At 67.4% G+C, this 22,648-nt stretch carries 22 protein-coding genes; 12 read left to right on the forward strand and 10 right to left on the reverse strand.

The features are described from left to right. Positions 1 to 26 precede the first annotated feature (26 nt). Genes I8J34_RS02005 through I8J34_RS02015 form a run of 3 tightly spaced genes read left to right on the forward strand, consistent with a single transcriptional unit; the run spans position 27 to position 2,529 of the window. Positions 27 to 758 carry a metal ABC transporter ATP-binding protein gene (locus I8J34_RS02005; protein ID WP_214359698.1) on the forward strand — a complete coding sequence of 244 codons (732 nt, stop codon included), beginning with the start codon at positions 27 to 29 and terminating at the stop codon, positions 756 to 758. Beyond that, positions 755 to 1,609, forward strand: coding sequence for a metal ABC transporter permease (locus tag I8J34_RS02010; protein WP_214359699.1), 855 nt, complete (start codon positions 755 to 757; stop codon positions 1,607 to 1,609). The genes I8J34_RS02005 and I8J34_RS02010 overlap by 4 nt, the downstream gene beginning before the upstream one ends. Then, entirely contained in the window at positions 1,606 to 2,529 is a 924-nt protein-coding gene (locus tag I8J34_RS02015; protein WP_214359700.1) for a metal ABC transporter solute-binding protein, Zn/Mn family, read from the forward strand. The genes I8J34_RS02010 and I8J34_RS02015 overlap by 4 nt, the downstream gene beginning before the upstream one ends. On the opposite strand, the gene I8J34_RS02020 is transcribed toward I8J34_RS02015, so the two are convergent. The 4 genes from I8J34_RS02020 to I8J34_RS02035 form a co-directional block, all read right to left on the reverse strand. Continuing rightward, positions 2,526 to 3,605 carry a potassium channel family protein gene (locus I8J34_RS02020; protein ID WP_230411669.1) on the reverse strand — a complete coding sequence of 360 codons (1,080 nt, stop codon included), beginning with the start codon at positions 3,603 to 3,605 and terminating at the stop codon, positions 2,526 to 2,528. The two genes, I8J34_RS02015 and I8J34_RS02020, sit on opposite strands and share 4 nt — an antisense overlap. 63 nt (positions 3,606 to 3,668) lie before the next feature. Continuing rightward, positions 3,669 to 4,004, reverse strand: coding sequence for a VanZ family protein (locus tag I8J34_RS02025; RefSeq protein WP_214359702.1), 336 nt, complete (start codon positions 4,002 to 4,004; stop codon positions 3,669 to 3,671). Between the two features lie 11 nt (positions 4,005 to 4,015). Beyond that, positions 4,016 to 4,924: a recombination-associated protein RdgC gene (locus I8J34_RS02030; protein ID WP_214359703.1), complete on the reverse strand. Its 909-nt coding sequence runs from the start codon at positions 4,922 to 4,924 to the stop codon at positions 4,016 to 4,018. A gap of 22 nt (positions 4,925 to 4,946) precedes the next feature. Beyond that, entirely contained in the window at positions 4,947 to 5,420 is a 474-nt protein-coding gene (locus tag I8J34_RS02035) for an SRPBCC family protein (protein ID WP_214359704.1), read from the reverse strand. 69 nt (positions 5,421 to 5,489) lie between these two features. Between I8J34_RS02035 and I8J34_RS02040 the strand changes: the two genes are divergently transcribed. The 9 genes from I8J34_RS02040 to I8J34_RS02080 all read left to right on the forward strand — a co-directional run bounded on the left by I8J34_RS02040 (position 5,490) and on the right by I8J34_RS02080 (position 13,109). Continuing rightward, positions 5,490 to 6,209, forward strand: coding sequence for a pseudouridine synthase (locus tag I8J34_RS02040; RefSeq protein ID WP_214359705.1), 720 nt, complete (start codon positions 5,490 to 5,492; stop codon positions 6,207 to 6,209). A 551-nt stretch (positions 6,210 to 6,760) separates the two neighbouring features. Then, positions 6,761 to 7,894 carry an elongation factor P maturation arginine rhamnosyltransferase EarP gene (gene earP, locus I8J34_RS02045; RefSeq protein WP_214359706.1) on the forward strand — a complete coding sequence of 378 codons (1,134 nt, stop codon included), beginning with the start codon at positions 6,761 to 6,763 and terminating at the stop codon, positions 7,892 to 7,894. A 58-nt stretch (positions 7,895 to 7,952) separates the two neighbouring features. Beyond that, positions 7,953 to 8,510 (forward strand): elongation factor P, encoded by a 558-nt coding sequence (gene efp / locus I8J34_RS02050; RefSeq protein WP_214359707.1) that lies wholly within the window; start codon positions 7,953 to 7,955, stop codon positions 8,508 to 8,510. A 169-nt stretch (positions 8,511 to 8,679) separates the two neighbouring features. Beyond that, on the forward strand, positions 8,680 to 9,135 hold the full coding sequence (locus tag I8J34_RS02055; RefSeq protein WP_214359708.1) for a hypothetical protein: 456 nt from the start codon (positions 8,680 to 8,682) through the stop codon (positions 9,133 to 9,135). Beyond that, on the forward strand, positions 9,132 to 10,541 hold the full coding sequence (locus tag I8J34_RS02060) for an AmpG family muropeptide MFS transporter (RefSeq protein WP_214359709.1): 1,410 nt from the start codon (positions 9,132 to 9,134) through the stop codon (positions 10,539 to 10,541). The genes I8J34_RS02055 and I8J34_RS02060 overlap by 4 nt, the downstream gene beginning before the upstream one ends. 10 nt (positions 10,542 to 10,551) lie before the next feature. After that, on the forward strand, positions 10,552 to 11,271 hold the full coding sequence (locus I8J34_RS02065) for a uracil-DNA glycosylase family protein (RefSeq protein WP_214359710.1): 720 nt from the start codon (positions 10,552 to 10,554) through the stop codon (positions 11,269 to 11,271). Between the two features lies 1 nt (position 11,272). Continuing rightward, complete coding sequence (locus I8J34_RS02070) at positions 11,273 to 12,172, forward strand: ROK family protein (protein ID WP_214359711.1); 900 nt, start codon at positions 11,273 to 11,275, stop codon at positions 12,170 to 12,172. Continuing rightward, positions 12,169 to 12,855 carry an MOSC domain-containing protein gene (locus tag I8J34_RS02075; protein WP_214359712.1) on the forward strand — a complete coding sequence of 229 codons (687 nt, stop codon included), beginning with the start codon at positions 12,169 to 12,171 and terminating at the stop codon, positions 12,853 to 12,855. Before I8J34_RS02070 ends, I8J34_RS02075 begins: the two co-directional genes overlap by 4 nt. Beyond that, positions 12,852 to 13,109 (forward strand): PGDYG domain-containing protein, encoded by a 258-nt coding sequence (locus I8J34_RS02080; protein WP_214359713.1) that lies wholly within the window; start codon positions 12,852 to 12,854, stop codon positions 13,107 to 13,109. The genes I8J34_RS02075 and I8J34_RS02080 overlap by 4 nt, the downstream gene beginning before the upstream one ends. Here the strand turns inward: I8J34_RS02080 and I8J34_RS02085 are convergent. The 6 genes from I8J34_RS02085 to I8J34_RS02110 all read right to left on the reverse strand — a co-directional run bounded on the left by I8J34_RS02085 (position 13,106) and on the right by I8J34_RS02110 (position 22,646). Beyond that, entirely contained in the window at positions 13,106 to 15,277 is a 2,172-nt protein-coding gene (locus I8J34_RS02085; RefSeq protein ID WP_214359714.1) for a primosomal protein N', read from the reverse strand. The two genes, I8J34_RS02080 and I8J34_RS02085, sit on opposite strands and share 4 nt — an antisense overlap. A 412-nt stretch (positions 15,278 to 15,689) precedes the next feature. Continuing rightward, positions 15,690 to 16,760, reverse strand: a complete 1,071-nt coding sequence (hemE, locus tag I8J34_RS02090) for a uroporphyrinogen decarboxylase (RefSeq protein ID WP_214359715.1) — start codon at positions 16,758 to 16,760, stop codon at positions 15,690 to 15,692. A gap of 91 nt (positions 16,761 to 16,851) precedes the next feature. Then, positions 16,852 to 18,315: a TrkH family potassium uptake protein gene (locus tag I8J34_RS02095; protein WP_214359716.1), complete on the reverse strand. Its 1,464-nt coding sequence runs from the start codon at positions 18,313 to 18,315 to the stop codon at positions 16,852 to 16,854. A 16-nt stretch (positions 18,316 to 18,331) separates the two neighbouring features. Continuing rightward, complete coding sequence (locus I8J34_RS02100; protein ID WP_214359717.1) at positions 18,332 to 19,789, reverse strand: TrkH family potassium uptake protein; 1,458 nt, start codon at positions 19,787 to 19,789, stop codon at positions 18,332 to 18,334. Between the two features lie 105 nt (positions 19,790 to 19,894). Then, a complete protein-coding gene (trkA, locus tag I8J34_RS02105) occupies positions 19,895 to 21,298 on the reverse strand; it encodes a Trk system potassium transporter TrkA (RefSeq protein ID WP_214359718.1) in 1,404 nt (467 codons plus the stop codon). Positions 21,299 to 21,395: 97 nt separating this feature from the next. Next, on the reverse strand, positions 21,396 to 22,646 hold the full coding sequence (locus I8J34_RS02110; protein ID WP_214359719.1) for a sigma-54-dependent transcriptional regulator: 1,251 nt from the start codon (positions 22,644 to 22,646) through the stop codon (positions 21,396 to 21,398). Positions 22,647 to 22,648 lie beyond the last annotated feature (2 nt).

A 22,648-nucleotide genomic window follows, 5' to 3' on the forward strand; every position in this document is an offset into this window, starting at 1 on the left:
TGGGCGGCCATGGGCTGGGCGCTGCTGTGAGCGCCTCGGCCCTGACCCTCACCGACGTCAGCGCCGGTTACGGCGGCCACATCACGGTCGCTGATGTCTCGCTGGCCGTTCCGGCCGGCGCGCGCGTGGCGGTGATCGGTGCCAACGGCGCCGGCAAGTCGACCCTGTTGCGCACCATTGCCGGCGAACTGCCGTTGCTGGCGGGCGAGATGCGCCGTTGCGAGACCTGCGCGCGCATGGGTTATCTGCCGCAGACGGCGACGGTGGATCGGCGCTTTCCGATCAGCGTGTACGAATTCGTCGCCATGGGTGCCTGGCAGCGCATGGGCGTGTTCCGCCGCCTGAGCCCGGCGGTGCGCCAGTCGATCGACTCGGCGCTGGCGCGCACTGGTCTCACCGCGGTATCGCGCCGACCGATCGCCACCCTCTCCGGCGGCCAGCTGCAACGCGCCCGCTTTGCCCGCCTGATCTTGCAGGACGCGGCCATGCTGCTGCTCGACGAGCCCTTCGCCGGCGTCGACCGCCCCACCCGCGATGCGCTGATGCAGCTGATCGACGGCTGGCATGCCCAGCGCCGCACCACCTTGGTGGTGCTGCACGACCTAGAGCTGGTACGCCAACGCTTCGAGCTGTGCCTGACGGTCGACGACGGCCATGCCCAGCTCACCCCCACCGCCGAACTGCTGACCGTGCGCCCGACCCCGGCCGACGGCAGCATTGCGCGTCACGATTTCCTGCGGAACGCCCTGCGCGCATGAACTGGCTGATCCAACCCTTCGAGTTCGAGTTCATGCGCGGTGCGCTGGCCGCCTGCGTGGCGCTGTCGCTGGGCGCGGCGCCGATCGGCGTGTTCATGCTGCTGCGGCGGATGAGCCTGATGGGCGATGCGATTTCGCATGCCATCCTCCCCGGCGCGGCCATCGGCTATCTGGTGGCCGGCATGTCGCTGGGTGCCATGACGCTGGGCGGCATTGCCGCCGGTGTGACGGTGGCACTGGCCGCCGGCGCCGTGGCACGCCGCTCGGCGCTGCGCGAGGATGCCAGCCTGGCCGCCTTCTACCTGATCTCGCTGGCCATCGGCGTGCTGCTGGTGTCGCTACGCAGCCGCAATGTCGACCTGCTGCATGTGCTGTTCGGCTCGGTGTTGTCGCTCGACCCGGACACCTTGCTGCTGATCGGCGGCATCGCCACGGTGTCGCTGTTCGGCCTGGCCGTGCTGTACCGGCCGCTGGTCATCGAATGCGCCGATCCGGCCTTCCTGCGCCAGGCGGGCGGCCCCGGCAGTCTGGCGCACATGGGCTTCCTGCTGCTGGCAGTGCTCAACCTGGTGGCCGGCTTCCATGCGCTGGGCACGCTGATGGCGGTCGGCATCATGGTGCTGCCGGCGGCCGGCGCCCGGCTGATCTCCGACCGGCTCGACACCATGCTGGCGCTGTCGGTGAGCTTTGCGCTGGCGGGCAGCATCGGCGGCCTGCTGCTGAGCTATCACCTCGACGTGCCGGCCGGGCCGGCGGTGGTAATGTCGCTCGGTACCCTCTATCTCCTGGTGCTGGCCATCACGGCCGCCCGCCCTCACCGTCACTTCTCGACCGGCGAAGCTACCGTATGATCCGTCACTTTCTGTTGGCAGGCCTGTGCTGCCTGATGACCACGGCCGCCCAGGCCGCCGAACCGGCCGTGAAGGTGCTCACCACCTTCAGCGTATTGGCGGATTTCACGCGTCAGATCGGCGGCGAGCGGGTGCTCGTCACCAGCCTGGTCGGCCCCGATGAGGACGCACACGGCTTCGATCCGCGCGCCTCCGACATCCGCCGCATTCGCGAAGCGACGCTGGTGATCGCCAACGGCCTGGGCTTCGACCCGTGGATCGATCGCATGCTGGCCTCGGCCCGCTACACCGGCCGCCGCCTGGTGGCCTCGGACGGCATCGTGCCGCTGGCCGCTGACGCGGCACACGAAGCCGACGAAGCCCATGACGACGACCACCACCATGACGACCACGCGGTCGATCCGCACGCCTGGCTGGATGTGGCAAATGCGCGCCACTACGTGCGCGCCATCGCCGATGCCCTGACGGCGGCCGACCCGGCCGGCAGCGCGGTCTATGCCGAGCGCAGCCGCGCCTATCTGGCCGAACTCGAAACCCTCGACGCCGATCTGAAGCAGGCCTTTACCCACCTGCCGCCGAACCGGCGCACGGTGGTCACGCCGCATGATGCCTTCGGCTACTTCGCCCACGCGTATGACCTGACCTTCGTGGCGCCGGCCGGCCTGTCGAACGAGGCCTCGCCCTCGGCCGCCAGCCTGGCCGCACTGATCGCCCAGTTGCGCACCCTGAAAGTGCCGGTGGTGTTTCTCGAGTCCTTCGCCGACGAACGCCTGATCAAGCGCATCCAGCAGGCCACCGGCGCCACGCGCGGCGGCGTGCTGTATGCCGACGCACTGGCCAAGCGCGGCCCGGCCAGCACCTATGTCGGGATGATGCGCCACAACGCCGACACCCTGATGGCCGGCCTCGGCGCCCCCTAAGCCAGAATGGCGCGCTCCAGCGCCTCGCGCGCGTCGGGTGCGCACATCACCACCAGCACGTGACCGGCTGCGAGCGAGAAGTCCGGCGCGGGGTTGAAATGGAAGTGGCGGTTTTCGCGCACGCCGAGCAGGACTACGTCATGGCCGGGCAGATCCAGTGCCGCCACCGTCCGGGCGTCGAAGCCGCCCGGCAGCGGAATCTCCTCCAGGCGGTGGGCCGTCTCCGAGCGCACCATGTCGTCCATGAAACTGAGCACGCCCGGGCGCAACATGGCGGCGGCAATGCGCAGCCCGCCGGTGAAATCCGGTGAGATCACCACGTCGGCTCCGGCCTTGCGCAGCTTGGGACTGTTGCGTACCTCCATGCAGCGCGCCACCACCCGCGTGGCGCGGTTCAGCTGCTTGGCGGTGAGGGCGATCATCATGTTGCGGCTGTCGTCATCGGTCACCGCGAACACGCCGGCAGCGTCGGTGATGTTGGCCGCCAGCATCAGGTCGTCGTCGCTGGCATCGCCGGCCAGATAGAGCAGATCAGGCTGGCGCTCACGCGCGGCGGCGAGGCGCTCCTCGTCGGTGTCGATGGCCACGTAGGGGCGATGCGTGGCGTCGAGCTCCTCGGCGATGTTGCGCCCGACCCGGCCGAAACCGCAGATCAGGTAGTGGCCCCGGAGCTTGCCGATGTGCTTCTCCATGCGTCGTCTCCGCAAGGTGTCGTCAAGGTCGCCTTCGAGGAAGAAGACCGACAAGGTAGTGAACATGAAGGTGACCGCACCGAAGCCGACCAGGGAGATCACACCGGTGAACAGGCGGTCCCACACGCCGACGATCGGCACCACCTCGGCGTAGCCGACGGTCGATAGCGTGATCAGGGTCATGTAGAGCGCGTCGGACCAGGTGGTGGCCTCGCCGCCGATGGCGAGAAACCCCAGGGTGCCGATCAGCACCATCGACAGCAATACCAGCCCGGCCGCCATGATGCGCCGCAGGATGCGATCGAGTTGGCGACTGCGTGCGGCATGCGGCCGCTTTGCCCGCGACGCGGCATGGCTTCGCCGTATGAGCCCGATCAGAGACACGCGGGGGGGTTCCTCGGCAAGGATCGAAGGCCACAGCATAGTCGCCGCCCGGGGCGGGAACAATCACCGCCGCACGCGTCGCGCCCGAACGATCAGCAGCGCCAGACCGACGCCCAGGGCGTCGGCCAGCCAGTCGGCCGCGTCCCCGGTGCGCCAGGCGGTGAAGGACTGAGCGACTTCGATCAGCGCCCCATAGGCGAGCAGGCCGATCGCCACCCATCGGCCGTGCCGCGCCCAGGCGAATTGCCCGAGCAGTCCGAGGGCCAGGAAGGCCGTGGCATGCTCGAGCTTGTCCTGCCAGCTGAACACCTGCAGCCCGGCCGGCACCGGCAGCAAGGACAGCACCAGCACCGCCGCCAGGGCGGCCCCGAAGGCAGCACGTGCGGCGGCCGGAAGCATGGTCGGGGCGATCAGACGGCCGGGGTGGCCAGCTCGCCGCCGAGGATGCCGACCACGGCCGGAATCAGCTGGCGCAGCTCGCCGGTCATCAGCGCGAAATGCGCATCGAACAGCTCGGCCGCATCGTCGCTGCCGGCGCTGGCCTCTTCCTGTACCACGTCGAGGAACTGCAGGCGCTTGATCTCGCCCTTGTCGGTGAGCAGGAAGGACACGCGGTCGTTCCAGGTGAGCGCCAGCTTGGTAGGCAGCTTGCCTTCCTGCAGATGGGTCTTGATCTCGTCGCCGTCGAGGCTGTGGCGCACATAGCGCACCGCGGCCTTCTCTTCGGTCACCGACTTGAGCTCGCAGTCCATGTCGATGGTGAAGTTGCCCGGCACGTCGCCACCGGCCAGCCAGTCGCTCATCGCGGCGACCGGCGAGGTCTCGGTGCGCACCAGGGTCAGCGGGAAGCTGTCGAGGCTCTGGCGCAGCGCTTCGAGGATGTCCTCGGCACGGCTCACGCTGGCCACGTCGACCGCCAGCCAGCCGTCCTGCGGGTCGATCCAGGCATACACCTTGCGCCGACGCGTGAAGGCGCGCGGCATGAACTCGCGGGTGACTTCATCGCGCAGGTCCTTCATCTGCTTGCGCCCGGGCTTGAAGCCTTGTTCCAGCTCGATGCGCGCGGCGCGCTCCTCGGCCTCCTGCTTGACCACCGAGGAGGGCAGCAGGCGGTTCTCGATGCCCAGCGCGATCAGCCACTGGCCGCCGACGGCATGCACCAGCGGGCCATCGGCCACGGGCGGCAGCCAGCCACGGGACTCCGGATCCTGCGTGCCGCAGGGCATGAAGCGGCGGCGCGCGAGCTGGTCTTCGAGTTGGTCGATGCGCATATCCCAGCGCACCGGCAGGCGATACAACTGCAGGTTACGAAACCACATGGGGGAAAACTCTCTTCTGAAACTATTCGGTACGGGTCGATTCGGCGATCATGCGCACCACCCGGACCGTGTCCACGTCGGACTGGTGATAGGCGGAGCGCACATAGTCGGCGTATTTGGCATCCTCGCCGACGGTTTCCGACAGGGTGGTGCGATAGGCGAAGCGCAGGAACAGCGCCGCCCCTTCGGGTTCGGGCTGCTCGATCGTGATGGTCAGCCGGCCGCCGGGGTGATCGGCCGTGGCCGCGGATTCGAAACAGATCCAGTCCATCGCCTGCCAGCGCACCGCGTCATGGATCTGCACCTTGCCGAAGCTGAGCCGACGCGTCACGGCGGTTTCGCTACGGGTGAGGATCTCGCAGCGATCCAGCCCCGGCAGAAAGGGGCGCGGATCTTCGGCCCGGCACAGCAGGCCGAACCACACTTCGTCACGGGTCAGATCCGGCACGGCAGGATCGTCGAGGTCATTGACCTCGACCAGATGTTCGAACTCCAAGACACCAGCTCCAGTCGGTTGAGGCGGGAGTGTAGCGTAAAGCGCCAGGCCTTTCGGTAAACTGTGCCCATGCAAATCGCTCGCCTCCTCCAAAGCCAGGGTTTCGGCAGTCGCAAGGACTGCCGGCTGCTGGTCAGCGCCGGCCTGGTCACCGTCCATGGTTCGGTCATCGACAATCCCACCGCCGAGGTCGATCCGGCCGGCCTGGTATTCACCGTGGAGGGCGAAGAATGGGCCTACCACGAGAAAGCCTACCTGATGCTCTACAAGCCCGAAGGCTTCGAGTGCAGCCGGGCCCCCAAGCACCACCCCTCGGTGTTCAACCTGCTGCCGCCGCAGCTGGGCGAGCGCGGCGTGCAGACCATCGGCCGGCTCGACCATGACACCACCGGACTGATCCTGCTGTCCGACGACGGTCAGTTCATCCATGTGTGGAGCTCCGGCAAGAAGCAGACGCCCAAGCGCTACCGGGTCACGCTCAAGCATGGCCACACCCCGGAGATGCTCGCTGCCCTGCGTGCCGGGGTGGAGCTGGTCGACGAACCCGGCGAGCTGGTCGCGGCGATGTCGGTCGAGCTGATCGATACTCACACGATCTGGATGACCATCACCCAGGGCAAGTACCACCAGGTCAAGCGCATGGTCGCCGCGGCGGGGAATCGGGTCGAGGCGCTGCACCGCGACCGCATCGGTGGCCTCAATCTGCCGGCGGTGCTCGAACCGGGCGATTGGGCCTGGCTCACCGAGACCCATGTGGCCGCCCTGGCCGATTTCCCCAGCGCCGATTGATCTGCCGCGCCCCCGGTCAGCCCGACCGGGGCATTGTCCTTCCCGACCCGCTTTCCTGAAGCGACGATCGACCCGCCCGGGCACGTCGCTTCGATCCCCCCTGTTCATCCTGCAAGTCATCCCCTGTATCCGCCGGCACACGGCATCGATGCAGGCACCGTGCTGTGAATCATTCCGCTTCTTGGGGAGCCTGTTGGGCTTCTCGTGTCGTGCCTGCTGTCGTCGGAGACCGTGAAATCGCAGGGATCGGTTGGTGCTCGATGAAGCGTGTTTTGCGGGCACTCTGGTTTGTCTACAGGGGTGTTAACTGTTTTATTTATATAAATAACAATAATGTTTACGCTCCGGCGTTTTCTGTGGAAAGGCTGTTTTTCGTGTTGTATTTCAATGGTTTGTCTCAATGATAAGTCTGGTGGTAAGCCGTCCCCTGAGGTGTGGACGGATTGTCGATGGTTTTTGAGCCCGGTCGATTTCGGGCGCTTGTCCACAATTCGCCCCAAGGAAAGCCGGGCAGTTGTTTACATTTTTCGTCCTGGCGGGTGAGGTGAGCGATGACGTGGGATATTTTCTGCCGAGTTGTGGATAACTTTGGGGATATCGGCGTGTCGTGGCGTCTGGCCCGTTCGCTGGCGGTCGATCACAGGCAGCAGGTGCGCTTGTTCGTGGACGATTGGGACGCGCTGCGTCGCCTGCTGCCGATGGCGCCGACAGCGGCCGTGCCGTGGTCGGCATCGGGCGTGACGGTGTTGCCCTGGTCGCAGGCCGAGTGTGCGCCGCAAGTGGCCGAGGTGGTGATCGAAGCCTTCGGCTGTCATCTGCCGCCGGCCTACCTGGCTGCCATGCGCTCGGCTGCACCGCCGCCGCGCTGGATCAATCTCGAGTACCTGAGCGCCGAGGACTGGATCGAAGACTGCCACGGCCTGCCCTCGCCCGATCCGGCCACCGGTCTGGCCAAGTTTTTTTTCTTCCCCGGCTTCACGGCGCGCACCGGCGGTCTGATCCGCGAACCGCAGGTGCTGGCGCGCCGCGACGCGGCACAAGCGCCGCACGGGCGAACGGCCTGGCTGGCCGACCATCCGATGCCGGACGATGTCCTGGCGGCACGGTGGATATCGCTGTTCGCCTATGACAATCCCGCGCTGCCGCGCCGGCTGGCGGACTGGTCCGAGGGGGCGTCGCCGGTGGCGCTATGGGTGCCCGAGGGCCGCGCCCTGCGCAGCGTTTCGGCCTGGCTGGGCGGTGCGCCGCTGGCGGTGGGGCAGTCGCGTCGGGCTGGTGCGCTGACGGTGTGCGCGCTGCCCTTTCTGTCGATGGACGAGTACGACCGTCTGCTGGCGGTGTGCGAGGTTAACTTCGTGCGCGGCGAGGATTCCTTCGTGCGCGCCCAGTGGGCGGCGCGGCCCTTCGTGTGGCAGGCCTATCCGCAGGCCGAGGGGGCGCACCTGGTCAAGCTGGAGGCCTTTCTGGCGCGCTACTGCAAGGGCTTGGACAGCGAGGCGGCCGGTGCGCTGCGGCGGCTGTGGGCCGACTGGAACGGGGCGGCGACGCATGCCGTGCCCTGGGCCGACTTCCACGCCGCCCTGCCGGCGCTGGAGCGCCATGCCCGTCGCTGGTGCGACCGTCTTTCGGCGACGGACGGTCTGGTGGAGAGGCTGGTGAAAAGTAGCGAACACGAAGTAAAATAACCGGTTTTTAAATGACGAGCAGCGCCGCTGCTGTCCGACAGACCCTCAGGTATATCCGATGAAAACAGCTCAGGAACTGCGCTCCGGTAACGTGATCATGGTGGGCGACAACGCGCTCGTCGTGCAGAAGACCGAATACAACAAGTCCGGCCGCAACGCTGCGGTCGTCAAGATGAAACTCAAGAACCTGCTGACGGCCGCGCCGTCGGAGTCGGTGTACAAGGCCGACGACAAGTTCGAAGTCGTGCAGCTCGAGCGCAAGGAAGTGACCTACTCCTACTTCGCCGACCCGATGTACGTGTTCATGGACGCCGACTACGAGCAGTACGAAGTCGAAGCCGACAACATGACCGACGCGCTCAAGTACCTCGAAGACGGCCTGGCCTGCGAAGTGGTGTTCTACAACGGCAAGGCAATCTCGGTCGAGTTGCCCAACTCGGTGGTGCGCGAAGTGACCTACACCGAGCCGGCCGTCAAGGGCGATACTTCCGGCAAGGTGCTCAAGCCGGCCAAGATCGCCACCGGCTTCGAGCTGATGGTGCCGGCCTTCGTCGAGATCGGCGACAAGATCGAGATCGACACCCGTACCGACGAATACAAGAACCGCGTCAAGTAAGCGGTTTTTGGCATAGCGACACGAGGCCCGACAGGGCCTCGTGTCGTTTTCGGGCGCCGGTCGTGGCAATCGGTGTCGGGCGGGCGCTGTTGCCGGTCGCCGGACGGCGAGCTATGGGACAATCCGGTGTGGATTCCTGTGACTCAAATCATTTCGCTGGAGGCGTGTGATGGGCCGTGTGCCCCTGTGGTCGGTGTTGCTGGTGAGTGGGATGTTGGCCGGGTGCGAACCCGATCCGGCGCCGGAGTCGGTCGATGTGCCGAAGGAAACCCCCGAGGAGAACCTGCGCGATGCCGGCGTGGCCGCGCGCGAAGCCCTCGAAAAGGCCGGCGATGCCCTGAAGAAGCTCGGTGAGGCGGCCACCGGCAAGGCGCAGGAAGTGATGCCCGATACCCCCGCAAGCGAGGCGCCCGAAGCCCCGGTCGAAGAGCGGCAGCTGGTGCCGATCGACCCGGCCGACGATGCACCCGAGAGCGAGATCCGTGATTCCGGCGCCGCCACGGCAGAAGCGGCGGCGCGCATTCTCGACGCGACCCGCAAGGCGGCAGCCAAGGTCAAGGAAGCCGGCAAGGACGTGGTCGAGGCGATCCGCGAAGAGCCCCAGCCGCCGGAATCGGCGAAATGACCGAACAGGCAGTGGCGCAGCGCGGGGCGGATGTCGAGGCGCCGGTGGGCTGGCGCCAGTCCCTGGCAATCTATCTTCATCCCCGGCCGCTGATCCTGCTGCTGTTCGGTTTTTCCTCCGGGCTGCCCTTGCTGCTGGTGTTCGGCACCCTGTCGTTCTGGCTGCGTGAGGCCGGCGTCGAGCGTTCGACCATCGGCTTCGTCAGCTGGGTGGCGCTGGCCTACGGCTTCAAGTGGGTGTGGGCGCCCGTCGTCGATCGCGTGCCGGTGCCCGGCCTGTCGCGCTGGCTGGGGCGACGGCGCGGCTGGTTGCTGGCCGCGCAGCTGGCAGTGGCCGGCGGCCTGGCGGGCATGGCGGTCACCGACCCGGCGCTCGGGCTGGAGCGGCTGGTGTGGCTGGCGGTGCTGGTCGCCTTCGCCTCGGCGACCCAGGACATCGTCGTCGATGCCTTCCGCATCGAGAGTGGCGGTGCGCGGCTGCAGGCCGCGATGGCGGCCACCTACATGATCGGCTACCGGCTGGCGATGATCACCGCCGGCGCCGGCGTCCTGTGGCTGGCGGCCTGGGTGGATCCGGACGAGGCCAGCTATCAGCACGGCCCCTGGCAGTTCGCTTATCTGGTGATGGCCGGCCTGATGTCGGTGGGCATCCTCACCACGCTCTTCGTCAGCGAACCGAGCCCGCCCGCCCGCCCGCCCGCCGACAGCACCCGCGAGCCGGCCGCCATCGCCCGTCTGCCCGGCGCCTTGCGGCCGCTGGCGCACTGGCTGTGGTCGGCGGTGCTCAGCCCCTTCATCGATTTCTTCGGCCGCTACCGCTGGCTGGCCTTTCTGGTGCTGGCGCTGATCGCCAGCTACCGTGTCTCGGACATCGTGCTCGGCGTGATCGCCAACGTGTTCTATGTCGACATGGGCTTCACCAAGACCGAGGTGGCGAACGTGACCAAGGTCTTCGGCGTGGTGATGACGCTGGTGGGGGCCGTGGTCGGCGGTGTGCTGGTCAACCGGCTGGGCGTGATGCGCATCCTGTTTGCCGGTGCGCTGTTGGCGGCGGCGACCAACCTGCTGTTCGCGGTATTGGCCGCCAGCGGCGCGTCCCTGCCGCTGCTGATCGGGGTGGTGGCGATGGACAACCTGTCCGGCGGCCTGGCCTCGGCGGCCTTCGTCGCCTATCTGTCGGCGCTCACCAATGTGCAGTATTCGGCGACCCAGTACGCCCTGTTCAGTTCGGTGATGCTGCTGATGCCGAAATTTCTCGGCGGTTTCTCCGGCGTGCTGGTGGACCGCCTGGGCTATGAGGGCTTCTTCACGCTGACCGCGGTGATGGGGGTGCCGGTGCTGGTGCTGGTGTGGCTGGCCGCGCGCTATACCGAATTGAACAATGGAAACGGCGAGGCCGAAACCTGAGGAGGAAGGCATGACGGCTGAACGGCTGATCGACGCGGCGCGGACATTGTCGGCGGATCTGGCGGGCTTGCGCTTCTCGGCGCCGGTATCGCATGTGTACAACCCGCTCGACTACGCCTGGCCGGTGCACGAGGCCTATCTGCGCCGCTTCGGCAGCGGCCGCAAGCAGGTGGTGCTGGTGGGCATGAACCCCGGCCCCTTCGGCATGGTGCAGACCGGCGTGCCCTTCGGCGAGATTGCCGTGGTGCGCGATTGGATGGGCCTGACCGGTGCAGTCGGCCGGCCGGCGCAGGAGAACCCCAAGCGGCCGGTCGAGGGTTTTGACTGCGCCCGCTCGGAAGTCAGCGGCCGGCGCCTGTGGGGCCTGTTCCAGGAACGCTTCGGTACGGCCGAGGCCTTCTTTGCCGATCACTTCGTCGCCAATTACTGCCCACTGGCCTTCTTCGACGGCGGGCGCAACCTCACGCCGGACAAGCTGCCGGTGGCCGAAGCCGCGCCGCTGCTGGCTGCCTGCGACGCGCATCTGCGCCGCCTGATCGAAGCCCTGGCGCCCGAGTGGGTGATCGGTGTCGGCGCCTGGGCCGAGCAGCGCGCCGCCACCGTCGCCGCCGGCCTGCCGGTGAAGATCGGCCGGGTCTTGCACCCCAGCCCGGCCAGCCCGGCGGCCAACCGCGGCTGGAGCGAGGCGGCCACGCGCCAGCTGGTGGCGCTCGGGGTGTGGCAGGGCTGAGATGGTACGCATCGGCATCGATCTGGGCGGCACCAAGATCGAAGCGGTCGCACTCGACGCTAGCGGCCGGGTGCTGGCACGCGAGCGTATCGCTACGCCGCAGAACGACTACCGGGCCACGGTGATGGCCATCGGCGCGCTGGTCGAGCGTATCGAGCAGGGCCTCGGTTGCCGTGCCCGTGTCGGCATCGGCACGCCGGGGGCGCCGTCGGCGGTGGATGGCCGCATGAAGAACGCCAATTCCACCTGCCTCAACGGCCAGCCGCTGCACGCGGATCTCGAGGCGGCGCTGGGGCGGCCGGTCCGGCTGGCCAATGATGCCAACTGCTTTGCCGTGTCCGAAGCCACCGACGGCGCGGCACGCGGCGCGCGCGTGGTTTTCGGCGTGATCCTCGGCACCGGCGTGGGGGGCGGGGTCGTGGTCGACGGCCGGCCGCTCGCCGGCGCCAATGCCATTGCCGGCGAATGGGGCCACAATCCGCTCGCCGATGCGGCCCCTGGCATCCCCTGCTACTGCGGCCGCGTCGGCTGCGTCGAAACCTGGCTATCCGGCCCGGGCATGGCGGCCGACCATGTGCGACACGGCGGCGCGGCGCTCGATGCGGCCACCATCGCAGCACGCGCCGAGGCCGGCGACGCGGCCTGCGAGGCCACACTGCAGCGCTACGAGGCAAGGCTGGGCCGCGCGCTGGCCACCGTCATCAACATCGTCGATCCGGACGTGATCGTGCTCGGTGGCGGCCTGTCGAAACTGAGCCGCTTGTATGAGAATGTGCCTCGACGGTGGGCGGCGCATGTCTTTTCCGACACCATCGCCACCCGGCTCGTCCCGCCCATGCACGGTGACAGTTCCGGCGTACGCGGCGCGGCCTGGTTGTGGCCTTTGGAGGGCAGTGAATGAACGAAGCGCTGGGCGGGCCGGTGACGCTATTTGCCGGTGGCTTGCGGCCGCTGCCGCCCGAGGGGCAGATGACCGGCATGTTCAAGACGCGGCAGGCGGCACCCGTGAGGGTGAGCCGCGAGGGGCTGGCCGGCGATGCCCAGGGCGACCGGCGCTACCACGGCGGGCCGGACAAGGCGGTGCATCTGTACCCGGCCGATCACTACGCGCGGCTGGTTGCGGCCTTTCCGGCGCTGGCCGGCGAGATTGGGCCGGGCACGCTGGGCGAGAACCTGTCGGTGGCCGGCGTGGACGAGGCCATGGTGTGCCTGGGCGATGTCTTTGCGCTGGGCGAGTGCCGGCTGCAGATCACTCAGCCGCGCCGCCCCTGCTGGAAGATCGACCATCGTCTGGGCGTCGGCGGCGCCTCGCGTCATGTTGCCGACGCGGGCATCACCGGCTGGTATTTCCGGGTGTTGGCCGAGGGCTTGATCGCCCCGGAAACCCGGATGCAGCTGATCGAGCGGCCCAATCCCGAGGTCTCGATCGCACGGTTGTGGGCGGTGGAAACCGCGCATCGGCCGGCGGTGGATGAAGTGCGGCGCTTGTCGCGTGCGGAAGGTTTGTCGGCAGGTTGGGCGAAGAAGCTGGGCCAGCGCGCCGACTGGCTCGAACGGCATGGGGACGAACGGAGGTCCGAATGATCGAGATCAAACGCCTGCCCGATGGCAGCCATCAATGCGCCTCGGAGCTGCCGGCACCGGTGGAGGCGGTCAAGAAGCCGATTCCGCTCAAGGTGCGGCGCATGCCCGAGGCCTTCGTCGTCGAGACCATGGAGGGCCGGATGCAGGGCAAGGCCGGCGACTGGCTGATCACCGGCATCGACGGCGAGATGTATCCCTGCGATGCCGACATCTTCGCGCGCAGCTACGAGCTGGTCGACGGCGAGTCCGACTAGACGTCGAGCGGGTCCACGTCGATGCGCCAGCGCAACTCGCGGCCGGCCGGCAGGCGATACAGGCGCGGCATCCAGCGGCCGAGAAACTGTTGCAGCGCGGCGCGTTCGGTCGATTCGATCAGCAGCTGGGCGCGCTCGCGCCGGGCCAGGCGGTGCATGCGCATCGGCACCGCGTCATAGAGCATCAGCGCGGCGGGCAGATCGCTGAGCGCATCGTCGCGGGCGCGCTGCAAAAAGGCGATGGCCTCTTCAAGCTGCGGCGCGTCGGCCCCCAGCATGGCTTGGAAGGTGAAGGGCGGAAAGCCCGCCTGACGGCGCTCGTCGAGGGCCAGGCGGGCGTAGCCGTCGGCGTCCTGGCGCTTGAGGCACTGGAACAGCGGATGGTCGGCGAACTCGGTCTGGATCAGCACCTCGCCGGGCAGATGGCTGCGCCCGGCGCGCCCGCCGACCTGCATCAGCTGCTGGAACAGGCGCTCGGGGGCGCGAAAATCAGAGGCATACAGCGCCGCGTCGGCACCGACCACGCCGACCAGGGTCAGGCGTTCGAAGTCGTGCCCCTTGGCCATCATCTGCGTGCCCACCAGGATGTCGGCTTCGCCAGCATGGATCTTTGCCAGTAGCGCCAGCCAGTCGCTGCGCGAGCGGGCCACGTCACGGTCGACCCGCAGCACCCGGGCCTCGGGAAAGCGCTCGGCCAGATGGGTTTCGAGCTTCTGCGTGCCACGGCCGAGCGGCTGCAGGTCTTGCTCGCCGCATTCCGGGCAGGCGATGGGAATCGGGCTGTCGAAGCCGCAGTGATGGCAGCGCAGCCGCCGGTCGGTCAGATGCACCACACGGTTGGCCGCGCAATGCGGGCAGGCGCTGACCCAGTCGCAGGAGGGGCAGGCCAGCACCGGGGCGAAACCGCGTCGGTTGAGGAAGATCAGGCTCTGTTCGCGGCGCGCCAGGCGCTGGGCGATGGCCTCGACCAAGGGCTTGGACAGGCCGTTGTCGAGCCGCGCGCGGCGGGTGTCGATGAGGCGCACGGTGGGCAGCGCGGTGGCCACCGCGCGGCGGGTCAGGCGCAGGTGGCGGTAGCGACCCTCGGCGGCATGGCGCCAGCTCTCCAGCGAGGGTGTGGCGGTACCGAGCACGATCGGTACGCCCTGGTGGTGGGCGCGCCACACGGCGACATCGCGCGCCGAGTAGCGCACGCCTTCCTGCTGTTTGTAGGAGGGGTCGTGTTCTTCATCGACGATGATCAGGCCGAGCCGCGGCAGCGGGGTGAACACCGCCAGCCGGGTGCCGAGCACGATGTCGGCGTCGCCTTCGAGGGCGCGCAAAAAGCCGCGCGAGCGCGCCATGTCGCCGGCGCCGGAGTGCAGCGCGACGATGCGGGCGTGGGGAAAACGCTCGGTGACGCGGGTTTCCAGCTGCGGGGTGAGCGCGATCTCGGGCACCAGCAGCAGCACCGTGCGGCCGGCGGCCAGGGCGCGCTCGGCCAGGCGCAGATAGACCTCGGTCTTGCCGGCGCCGGTGACGCCTTGCAGCAGCACCGGCAGGAAACCGGCGTCGGCGCTGTCGATGGCCTCGAGCACGACGGCCTGTTCGTCGGTGAGCGTTGGCAGCGGGGTCGGCGTCAGGGCGGGGTTGCTCGGTGCGGCGGGATAGACCCAGCGGCGGCGCAGCAGATCGGCGGTGGCGCTGCCGTCGGGCCACTGGCGGGCCACCGACTTGCGCGTCGGGCCGGCCTCGGCCAGCGCGGCCAGCTGGCGGCGTGCGCGCGAGGGGCGGCCGGCTTCGGCCAGGGCGGTGTGGCCGGCCGGCGTGAGGGCCAGCAGCGGGTCGTCGTCGCGGATGTCGACGGTGGTGGCGCGGCGCAGTTCGGGCGGCAGGGCGAGGGCCATCACTTCGCCGATGGGGGCGTGGTAGTAGCGGGCGACGAAGCGGGTCAGATCCAGCCAGTCGGCGCTCATGGCCGGGGTGTCGCGCAGGATTTGCTCGACCGGCCGCAGGCGGCTGTCGGCGATGTCGCTGCTGGCCGGCAGATCGACGATGACGCCGGTCTCGATACGGCTACCGAAGCGTACGCGCACGCAGCGACCGAGGTCTGTCGCGACGGCATGATCACTTGTGTAATCAAAGAGTTGCGGTATCGGGACAGGGATCGCAACGCGAACGATGCTCATCTGATGCGGCATCCGTTTGAAACTATATTATTAAAAACAATAAGTTAGCCAACTTATTGAAGAGAAACTCTCGGAAATTCGACTAACTCGTTGCCGTGAAACCGCATTCAAGTTTTGTCCACAAATTCTGTGGATAACTTTGTGGGCAAGCGGGAATACCCTGGGCGGATCGACGGTTCTGGCGGACGGCCGGCACACAGGATTTCGCGTATTTTTGATAAAAATTCTTTTTAAACAACGGGTTGCGTTGTAATGCAAATGCCATCTACGAACATGGCCCGGAAACCGGCGTGTTTTGGTTCTTGTGCATAAGTCAACCCGGAAAACACGATTATTCTTGTTGACGCCCCGTGTTTTTTCCGGCCCGTTCTGCGCCCCACCCGACCCCGTCCGGATCGGGTGGGGGCGGGTGTCAGGCCGAGGCGCGCAAAGCGCGGCTGTGCTGGTGCACGGTGTCGACCAGCACGGTGACGTTGTCGGGCGGGGTGAACTGCGAGATGCCGTGGCCGAGGTTGAACACATGGCCGGCATGCGGGCCGAAGGCGTCGAGTACGCGGCGGGCCTCGGCGGCGATGGTGTCGGGGGTGCCGAAGAGGATCGACGGATCGAGGTTGCCCTGCAGCGCCACCTTGTCGCCGACGCGCGCGCGCGCCTCGCCGATGTCGATGGTCCAGTCCAGGCCGACGCCGTCGCAGCCGATGGCAGCGATGGATTCGAGCCACAGCCCGCCGCCCTTGGTGAACACGATGTTGGGCACGCGGCGGCCGTCGGCTTCCTTGGTCAGGCCGGCGACGATGCGTTCCATGTATTGCAGCGAGAACTCGCGGTAGGCGGCATGCGACAGTACCCCGCCCCAGGAGTCGAACACCATCACGGCCTGGGCGCCGGCGGCGATCTGGGCGTTGAGGTAGGCGATGACCGCCTCGGTGGTGACGTCGAGGATGTGGTGCAGCAGATCGGGGCGGCTGTAGGCCAGGGTCTTGATCTGGCGGTAGTCGCTGGAGGAGCCGCCTTCGACCATGTAGCAGGCGAGCGTCCAGGGGCTGCCGGAGAAGCCGATCAGCGGCACCCGGCCGTCGAGGGCACGGCGGATCTCGGCCACGGCGTCGACCACGTAGCGCAGCTCGGCGTGCGGATCGGGCACCTGCAGCGCGCGGATCGCCGCTTCGTCGCGCAGCGGGCGCTCGAAGCGCGGGCCTTCGCCTTCGGCGAAGTACAGGCCGAGGCCCATGGCGTCGGGCACGGTGAGGATGTCGGAGAACAGGATGGCGGCGTCGAGCGGATAGCGCTCGAGCGGCTGCAGGGTGACTTCGCAGGCCATGGCCGGGCTCTTGCACAGCTGCAGGAAGCTGCCGGCGCGCTTGCGCGTTTCGCAGTACTCGGGCAGGTAGCGGCCGGCCTGGCGCATCAGCCAGAGCGGGGTGTAGTCGGTGGGCTGGCGCAGCAGGGCGCGCAGGAAGGTGTCGTTGCGCAAGGGGCTCACGAAGGTGTCCTTGTTCGTCTTGATTCGGTCAAGGGGCGATTATCCGGCTTTTGGCACGCGACCGACACCGATCGCGTCAAATTCGTGTGGATTACTTGCGCCAGAAGGCCGGGGTGAGGACCACCAGCAGGGTGAACACTTCGAGCCGGCCGATGATCATGGCGAAGGAACACACCCAGGTCTGGAAGTCGGTGAGGCCGGCATAGTTGCCGGCCGGCCCGAGGCTGTTGAGGCCGGGGCCGGTGTTGTTGATGCAGGCGATGACCGCCGAAAAGGCGGTGACCATCTCCAGCCCGCTGCCGCCGAGCAGCAGGGTCAGGATGATGATGCTGACCATGTAGATGAAGCCGAATGCGAGCACCGCATGCAGGATGGGGTTGGGCACCACCGCGCGGCCGAACTTGACCGGCCGCACGGCCGCCGGATGCAGGGCCAGGGTGATCTCGCGGAAGACCTGCTTGTAGAGAATGATGGCGCGCACCATCTTGATGCCGCCGCCGGTCGAGCCGGAGCAGGAGACGAAGCTGCACAGGAACAGCAGCCACAGCTGGCTGAACATCGGCCACACGCCGTAGTCGGTGCTGGCCAGCCCGAGCGAGGTGGACAGCGATACCACCTGGAAGGCGACATGGCGCAGCGTGGTGGGCAGCGTCATCGGGTCTGGCTGGGCCATCAGGAAGGCGGTGAGCATGGCGATGCTGGCGATCAGCACCAGGGCGAAGAAGCCGACCTCGGTGTCGCTGCGGTAGGGCCTCAGGGTACGGGTGTGCAGCGCGCGGTAGTGGGTGGCAAAGTTCATCCCGGCGGCGCAGGCGAAGGCGATGATGACGCCCTCGATGAGCGGGCTGTCGTAGTGGGCGATGGAGTTGTCCCAGGACGAGAAGCCGCCCAGGCCCATCACCGACAAGGCGTGGATCAGCGACTCCCAGCCGGGCATGCCGGCCAGCCACAGGGCGATGGCGCAGGCGATGGTGAGCAGCAGGTAGGTGACCCACAAGGCCTTGGCGGTCTCGGTGATGCGTGGGGTGAGGCTCGATTCCTTCATTGGCCCCGGTGCCTCGGCGCTGAACATCTGCCGGCCGCCGATGCCCAACAGCGGCAGAATGGCGACCACCAGCACGATCACCCCCATGCCGCCGATCCAGTGCAGGAAGCAGCGCCACAGGTTGATCGAGACCGGCAGGCGGTCGAGACCGGCGAGCACCGTGGCACCGGTGGTGGTGAGGCCCGAGGCGGCTTCGAAGTAGCCGTCGGTGAAGGACATGTCGGGCAGATAGAGGATCAGCGGCAGCATGGCGAACACCGGCAGGATCAGCCAGGTGGCCGACACCAGCAGAAAACCGTCGCGGATGCGCAGATCGTGGCGGGTATTGCGGGCGGCATACCACAGCGCCATGCCGGCGCCGAAGGTGATGAGAATCGCTTCGTCGTAGGCAGCGGTGGCGCCGTCGTGCAGGAAGAAGGAGACCGCCAGCGGGAAGCCCATGAGCAGGCCGAAGATCATGGTGATCAGGCCGAAGGCGCCGATGACCGGGGCGTAGCTGCGGGTGTTCATGAAAACCGGCCGGCGATCACTTGCGCCAGAAGGTGGGGGTGAGCACGACGATCAGGGTGAACAGCTCAAGGCGGCCGAGCAGCATGGCGAAGGCGCATACCCAGGTCTGGAAGTCGTTGAGGACCGAATAGTTGCTGGCGGGGCCGACCGCGTTGAGGCCCGGACCGGTGTTGTTGAGGCAGGCGATGACCGCCGAGAAAGCGGTGATCAGCTCCAGACCGGTGGCCGACAGCAGCAGCGTCAGGCTGACGATGGTGACCATGTAGATGAAGCTGAAGGCCAGTACGGCATGCAGGATCTTGTCCGTGACCTGAGTGTGGCCCAGGCGTACCGGCTTGATGGCGTTGGGATGGATGGCGCGCACCACTTCGCGGAACACCTGCTTGTAGAGGATGATCGCGCGCATCAGCTTGATGCCGCCGCCGGTCGAACCCGAGCAGGCGATGAAGCTGCCGAGGAAGAGGATCCACAGCTGTCCGAACATCGGCCAGAAGGTGTAGTCGGAGGTGGCGAAACCCAGCGAGGTGGCCAGCGAAATGCTGTGGAAGGCGACGTAGCGCAGGGTATTGACGAAGCTGTCGTACACATTGAACGCGCTCAGGTACAGGCTCAGCGCGAGGATGCTGACGGTGAGCACGCCGAAGTAGAAGGGCAGCTCCGGGTCCTTGAGATAGGCCTTGGGCGAGCGCTGGCGCAGGGCCATGAAATGGGTGGCGAAGTTGATGCCAGAGAGCAGGGCGAAGCCCATCGCCACCAGCTCGATCGGCACGCTGTTGAAATGGCCGAGGCTGGCGTCCTTCGTCGAAAAACCGCCCAGGCCCATGATCGAGAAGGCGTGCATCAGGGCGTCCCAGAACTCCATGCCGACAGCGTAGAGGCTGGTGGTGCAGGCGATGGTGAGCAGCAGATACACCACCCACAGCCCCTTGGCCGTCTCGGCGATGCGCGGCGTGAGGCTGGACTCCTTCATCGGGGTCGGTGTTTCAGCCTTGAACATCTGCCGGCCGCCGATGCCCAGCAGCGGCAGAATCGCCACGGCCAACACGATCACGCCCATGCCGCCGATCCAGTGCAGGAAGGTGCGCCAGAAGTTGATCGAGATGGGCAGGCTGTCGAGGCCCGACATGACCGTGGCGCCCGTGGCGGTGAGCCCCGAGGTGGCCTCGAAATAGGCATCGGTGAAGGACATGTCCGGCAGATAGCGCCACAGCGGCAGCGCGGCGAAGAGCGGCAGCATGACCCAGGTCAGCACCACCAGCAGGAAGCCGTCGCGCACGCGCAGGTCGCGCTTGTGGCTGCGGGTGCTGATCCACAGCAGCAGGCCGGCGGCGAAGGTGATGACGATCGATTCGTCGTAGGCGGTGATGGCGTTGTCGGCATGCCACCATGACACTGCCAGCGGAATGCCCATCAGCAGGCCGAAGATAAGGATGATCAACCCGAGCGGGTTGAGGACCGGAAAGTAGCGCTGCATGTCAGCGGCCGGTCACCGGACGGCGGAGGCTCGCAACGGTGACGATCGGGCGGGTCGAGGGCCGGGTCGCGATCATGGTCGATGCCTTGGCAGGGCGCATGGCGCTCAGAAGAAGGAAAAATCCACCTGGAACAGCTTCTCGACCTGCCGCACCAGTTTTTTCGAAGTACAGAAGACGATCAGGTGGTCATCGGGCTCGATCACCGTGTCGTGGTGGGCCATCAGCACGTTGGGGCGGCCTGGCGAGTCCTCGGTGACCCCTTCCATGCGCACCAGAGCACCGATGGTGGCGCCGCGCGGCAGGCGGATGTCTTCGATCGCGCGGCCGACCACCTTGGAGTTCTTTTCGTCGCCGTGGGCGATGATCTCCAGCGCCTCGGCCGCCCCACGGCGCAGGCTGTGCACCGCCACCACGTCACCGCGGCGCACATGCGCCAGCAGTGAGCCGATCGAGGTCTGTGCCGGCGAGATGGCGATATCGATATGGCCGCCCTGCACCAGGTCGACATAGGACTTGCGGTTGATCAGTGCCAGCGTGCGGCGCGCGCCCATGCGCTTGGCCAGCGAGGCGGACATGATGTTGTCTTCTTCGTCGTTGGTCAGCGCGACGAACATGTCCATCTCGTCGATGTTCTCGTTCTCGAGCAGGTTCTCGTCGGTCGAGTCGCCGCGCAGCACCAGGGTGCGGTGCAGTTCGACGGCGATGGTCTCGGCCCGGCGCTTGTCGAATTCGAGGATCTTGACCTCGTAGTCCTTCTCGATCGAGCGGGCCAGGCGCAGGCCGATGTTGCCGCCGCCGGCGATCATGATGCGGCGCATCGGGCGGTCGATACGGGTCAGCTCGCGCATCACGCGGCGGATATGCACCGAGGCGGCCAGGCAGAACACCTCGTCGCCGGGCTGGATGAAGGTGTCGCCCTCGGGGATGATCGGCTCGCCCTGGCGGTAGATGGCCGAGACGCGCACCTCGACGTTGGGCATGTGATAGCGCAGCGCCTTGATCGGGTGGCCGACCAGCGGGCCGCCCTCGAAGGCGCGCACGGCGATCAGGCTCAGCGCGCCGTCGGCGAAATCGACCACCTGCAGCGCCTCGGGGAATTCGATCAGGCGGCGGATGTAGTCGGTGACGATCTGCTCGGGGCAGATCGAGAAGTCGACCGCGAAGTTGTCCAGGTCGAGCAGCTCGGGGTGGTCGACGAAGTCGGAGGAGCGCAGACGGGCGATGCGGGTGGGCAGGTTGAACAGCGTGCGCGCGATGCGGCAGGCGCACAGATTGGTCTGGTCGGACTGGGTCACGGCGATCAGCAGGTCGGCGTCTTCGGCGCCGGCCTCCTTGAGCACAGAGGGCGAGGCGGCGTTGCCGCAGACGGTTCGCAGATCGAGCCGGTCGCGCAGGGTGGCCAGGTGGTCGGCGTCGGTGTCGACCATGGTGATGTCGTTGGCTTCGGAGACCAGGTTTTCGGCGACCGAAGCGCCGACCTGGCCGGCGCCGAGAAGGATGATTTTCACGTGTCGAGTACTCGAACCGGTGTGAAAGTGGGGGCGATTCTACGCCCGTTTCCGGACAGCGTGCCAGCGTTTTGTGCAGCGCACAACCCGCCTCGGCTCATGCCCCCTCGCCTCGCCGCCCGGTCGGGATGCCGAGTTGCTTGAGCTTGCGGTAGAGGTGGGTGCGCTCCAGCCCGGTCTTTTCGGCAAGCCGCGTCATGTTGCCGTTCTCGAGGCGCAGGTGGTAGTCGAAGTAGACACGCTCGAAAGCCTCGCGCGCTTCGCGCAGCGGCTGGTCGAGATGCAGCCCGTGCGCGGCCGGCTGAGGTTCGAGCAGGCGGTGGGCGTCCTGGTGGTCGATCTCCTCCTCCAGCGTGCCCAGGGCCAGCGAGCGCACGGCGGCGCGCAACTCGCCGTAGCCGCCCGGCCAGGGATGGGTGCGCAGGATGTTGAGCGCGGCGGTGCTCAGCTTGCGGTTGGGCACCTCGCCGGCTTCGACCAGATGCAGCAGCAACTGGCGGGCGAGTTCGGGGATGTCGTCGCGCACGTCTGCGACGGAGGGCACCGGCAGGCTGATCTCGAACAGGCGGTGGAGCTGGGCCGGATCCCAGCCCTGGGCCTCGAGCGTTTCGGGGGTCTGGTCGGTGACGGCGGCCAGGCGCAGGTCGTAGCGCTCCAGGCGGTCGAGCGCAAAGATCAGGTTCTTCTGCTGGGGCTTGGACAGGCGCGCCAGTTCGGGCACATACACCGTGCCGCCGTGCTGCTTTTGCAGCAAGTCGACATCCAGCGGGCCGCTGATGGTGCTCAGGTCGAGCCAAGCGCCCTGGCGCCGGCCGGGCAGGCTGCGCGCGGCCAGCTCGGCCAGCGAGCCGGTGCCGACGCGCAGCAGCAGGTGGCGCGAGCGGGCACAGATCTGTTCGAGCTGTTTGCGCAGGTCGCGCAGGGGCACGGAGCGGGGAAAGGCGTCGAGCGTCGGGGCGGCGGCGGTCTTGGCGTTGCCGTCGGGTTGAGCGGTGAGGGCGCGCTTGACGGCGGCCAGCAGCTTTTGGAGGCCGATCGGCTTTTCGAGGTAGTCGATGGCGCCGATGCGGGTGGCTTCGACGGCGGTGTCGATGGTGCCGTGGCCGGACATCATGATCACCGGCATGTTGAGCTGCCCGTTGGCCGACCATTCCTTGAGCAAGGATATGCCGTCGGCATCCGGCATCCAGATGTCCAGCAGCACCAGATCCGGCCGCGCGGCATGGCGTGCGGCGCGTGCGGCCGCGGCGTTTTCGGCCAGGCGGATGGTGTAGCCCTCGTCGCCGAGGATTTCCGAGAGCAGTTCGCGAATGCCGACTTCGTCGTCGACGATCAGGAGGGATGGCATGG

Origin of the sequence: Denitromonas iodatirespirans (genome assembly GCF_018524365.1) — a bacterium.
GTDB classification, from domain to species: Bacteria; Pseudomonadota; Gammaproteobacteria; order Burkholderiales; family Rhodocyclaceae; genus Nitrogeniibacter; species Nitrogeniibacter iodatirespirans.

Bases quoted from the DNA above. Each gene is read 5' to 3' on its own strand.
- I8J34_RS02010 (WP_214359699.1), top strand. From the start codon at position 755: ATGAACTGGCTGATCCAACCCTTCGAGTTCGAGTTCATGCGCGGTGCG.
- I8J34_RS02015 (WP_214359700.1), top strand. From the start codon at position 1,606: ATGATCCGTCACTTTCTGTTGGCAGGCCTGTGCTGCCTGATGACCACG.
- I8J34_RS02025 (WP_214359702.1), bottom strand. From the start codon at position 4,004: ATGCTTCCGGCCGCCGCACGTGCTGCCTTCGGGGCCGCCCTGGCGGCG.
- I8J34_RS02030 (WP_214359703.1), bottom strand. From the start codon at position 4,924: ATGTGGTTTCGTAACCTGCAGTTGTATCGCCTGCCGGTGCGCTGGGAT.
- I8J34_RS02040 (WP_214359705.1), top strand. From the start codon at position 5,490: ATGCAAATCGCTCGCCTCCTCCAAAGCCAGGGTTTCGGCAGTCGCAAG.
- earP (WP_214359706.1), top strand. From the start codon at position 6,761: ATGACGTGGGATATTTTCTGCCGAGTTGTGGATAACTTTGGGGATATC.
- efp (WP_214359707.1), top strand. From the start codon at position 7,953: ATGAAAACAGCTCAGGAACTGCGCTCCGGTAACGTGATCATGGTGGGC.
- I8J34_RS02055 (WP_214359708.1), top strand. From the start codon at position 8,680: ATGGGCCGTGTGCCCCTGTGGTCGGTGTTGCTGGTGAGTGGGATGTTG.
- I8J34_RS02060 (WP_214359709.1), top strand. From the start codon at position 9,132: ATGACCGAACAGGCAGTGGCGCAGCGCGGGGCGGATGTCGAGGCGCCG.
- I8J34_RS02065 (WP_214359710.1), top strand. From the start codon at position 10,552: ATGACGGCTGAACGGCTGATCGACGCGGCGCGGACATTGTCGGCGGAT.
- I8J34_RS02070 (WP_214359711.1), top strand. From the start codon at position 11,273: ATGGTACGCATCGGCATCGATCTGGGCGGCACCAAGATCGAAGCGGTC.
- I8J34_RS02075 (WP_214359712.1), top strand. From the start codon at position 12,169: ATGAACGAAGCGCTGGGCGGGCCGGTGACGCTATTTGCCGGTGGCTTG.
- I8J34_RS02080 (WP_214359713.1), top strand. From the start codon at position 12,852: ATGATCGAGATCAAACGCCTGCCCGATGGCAGCCATCAATGCGCCTCG.
- I8J34_RS02085 (WP_214359714.1), bottom strand. From the start codon at position 15,277: ATGAGCATCGTTCGCGTTGCGATCCCTGTCCCGATACCGCAACTCTTT.
- I8J34_RS02095 (WP_214359716.1), bottom strand. From the start codon at position 18,315: ATGAACACCCGCAGCTACGCCCCGGTCATCGGCGCCTTCGGCCTGATC.
- I8J34_RS02100 (WP_214359717.1), bottom strand. From the start codon at position 19,789: ATGCAGCGCTACTTTCCGGTCCTCAACCCGCTCGGGTTGATCATCCTT.
- I8J34_RS02110 (WP_214359719.1), bottom strand. From the start codon at position 22,646: ATGCCATCCCTCCTGATCGTCGACGACGAAGTCGGCATTCGCGAACTG.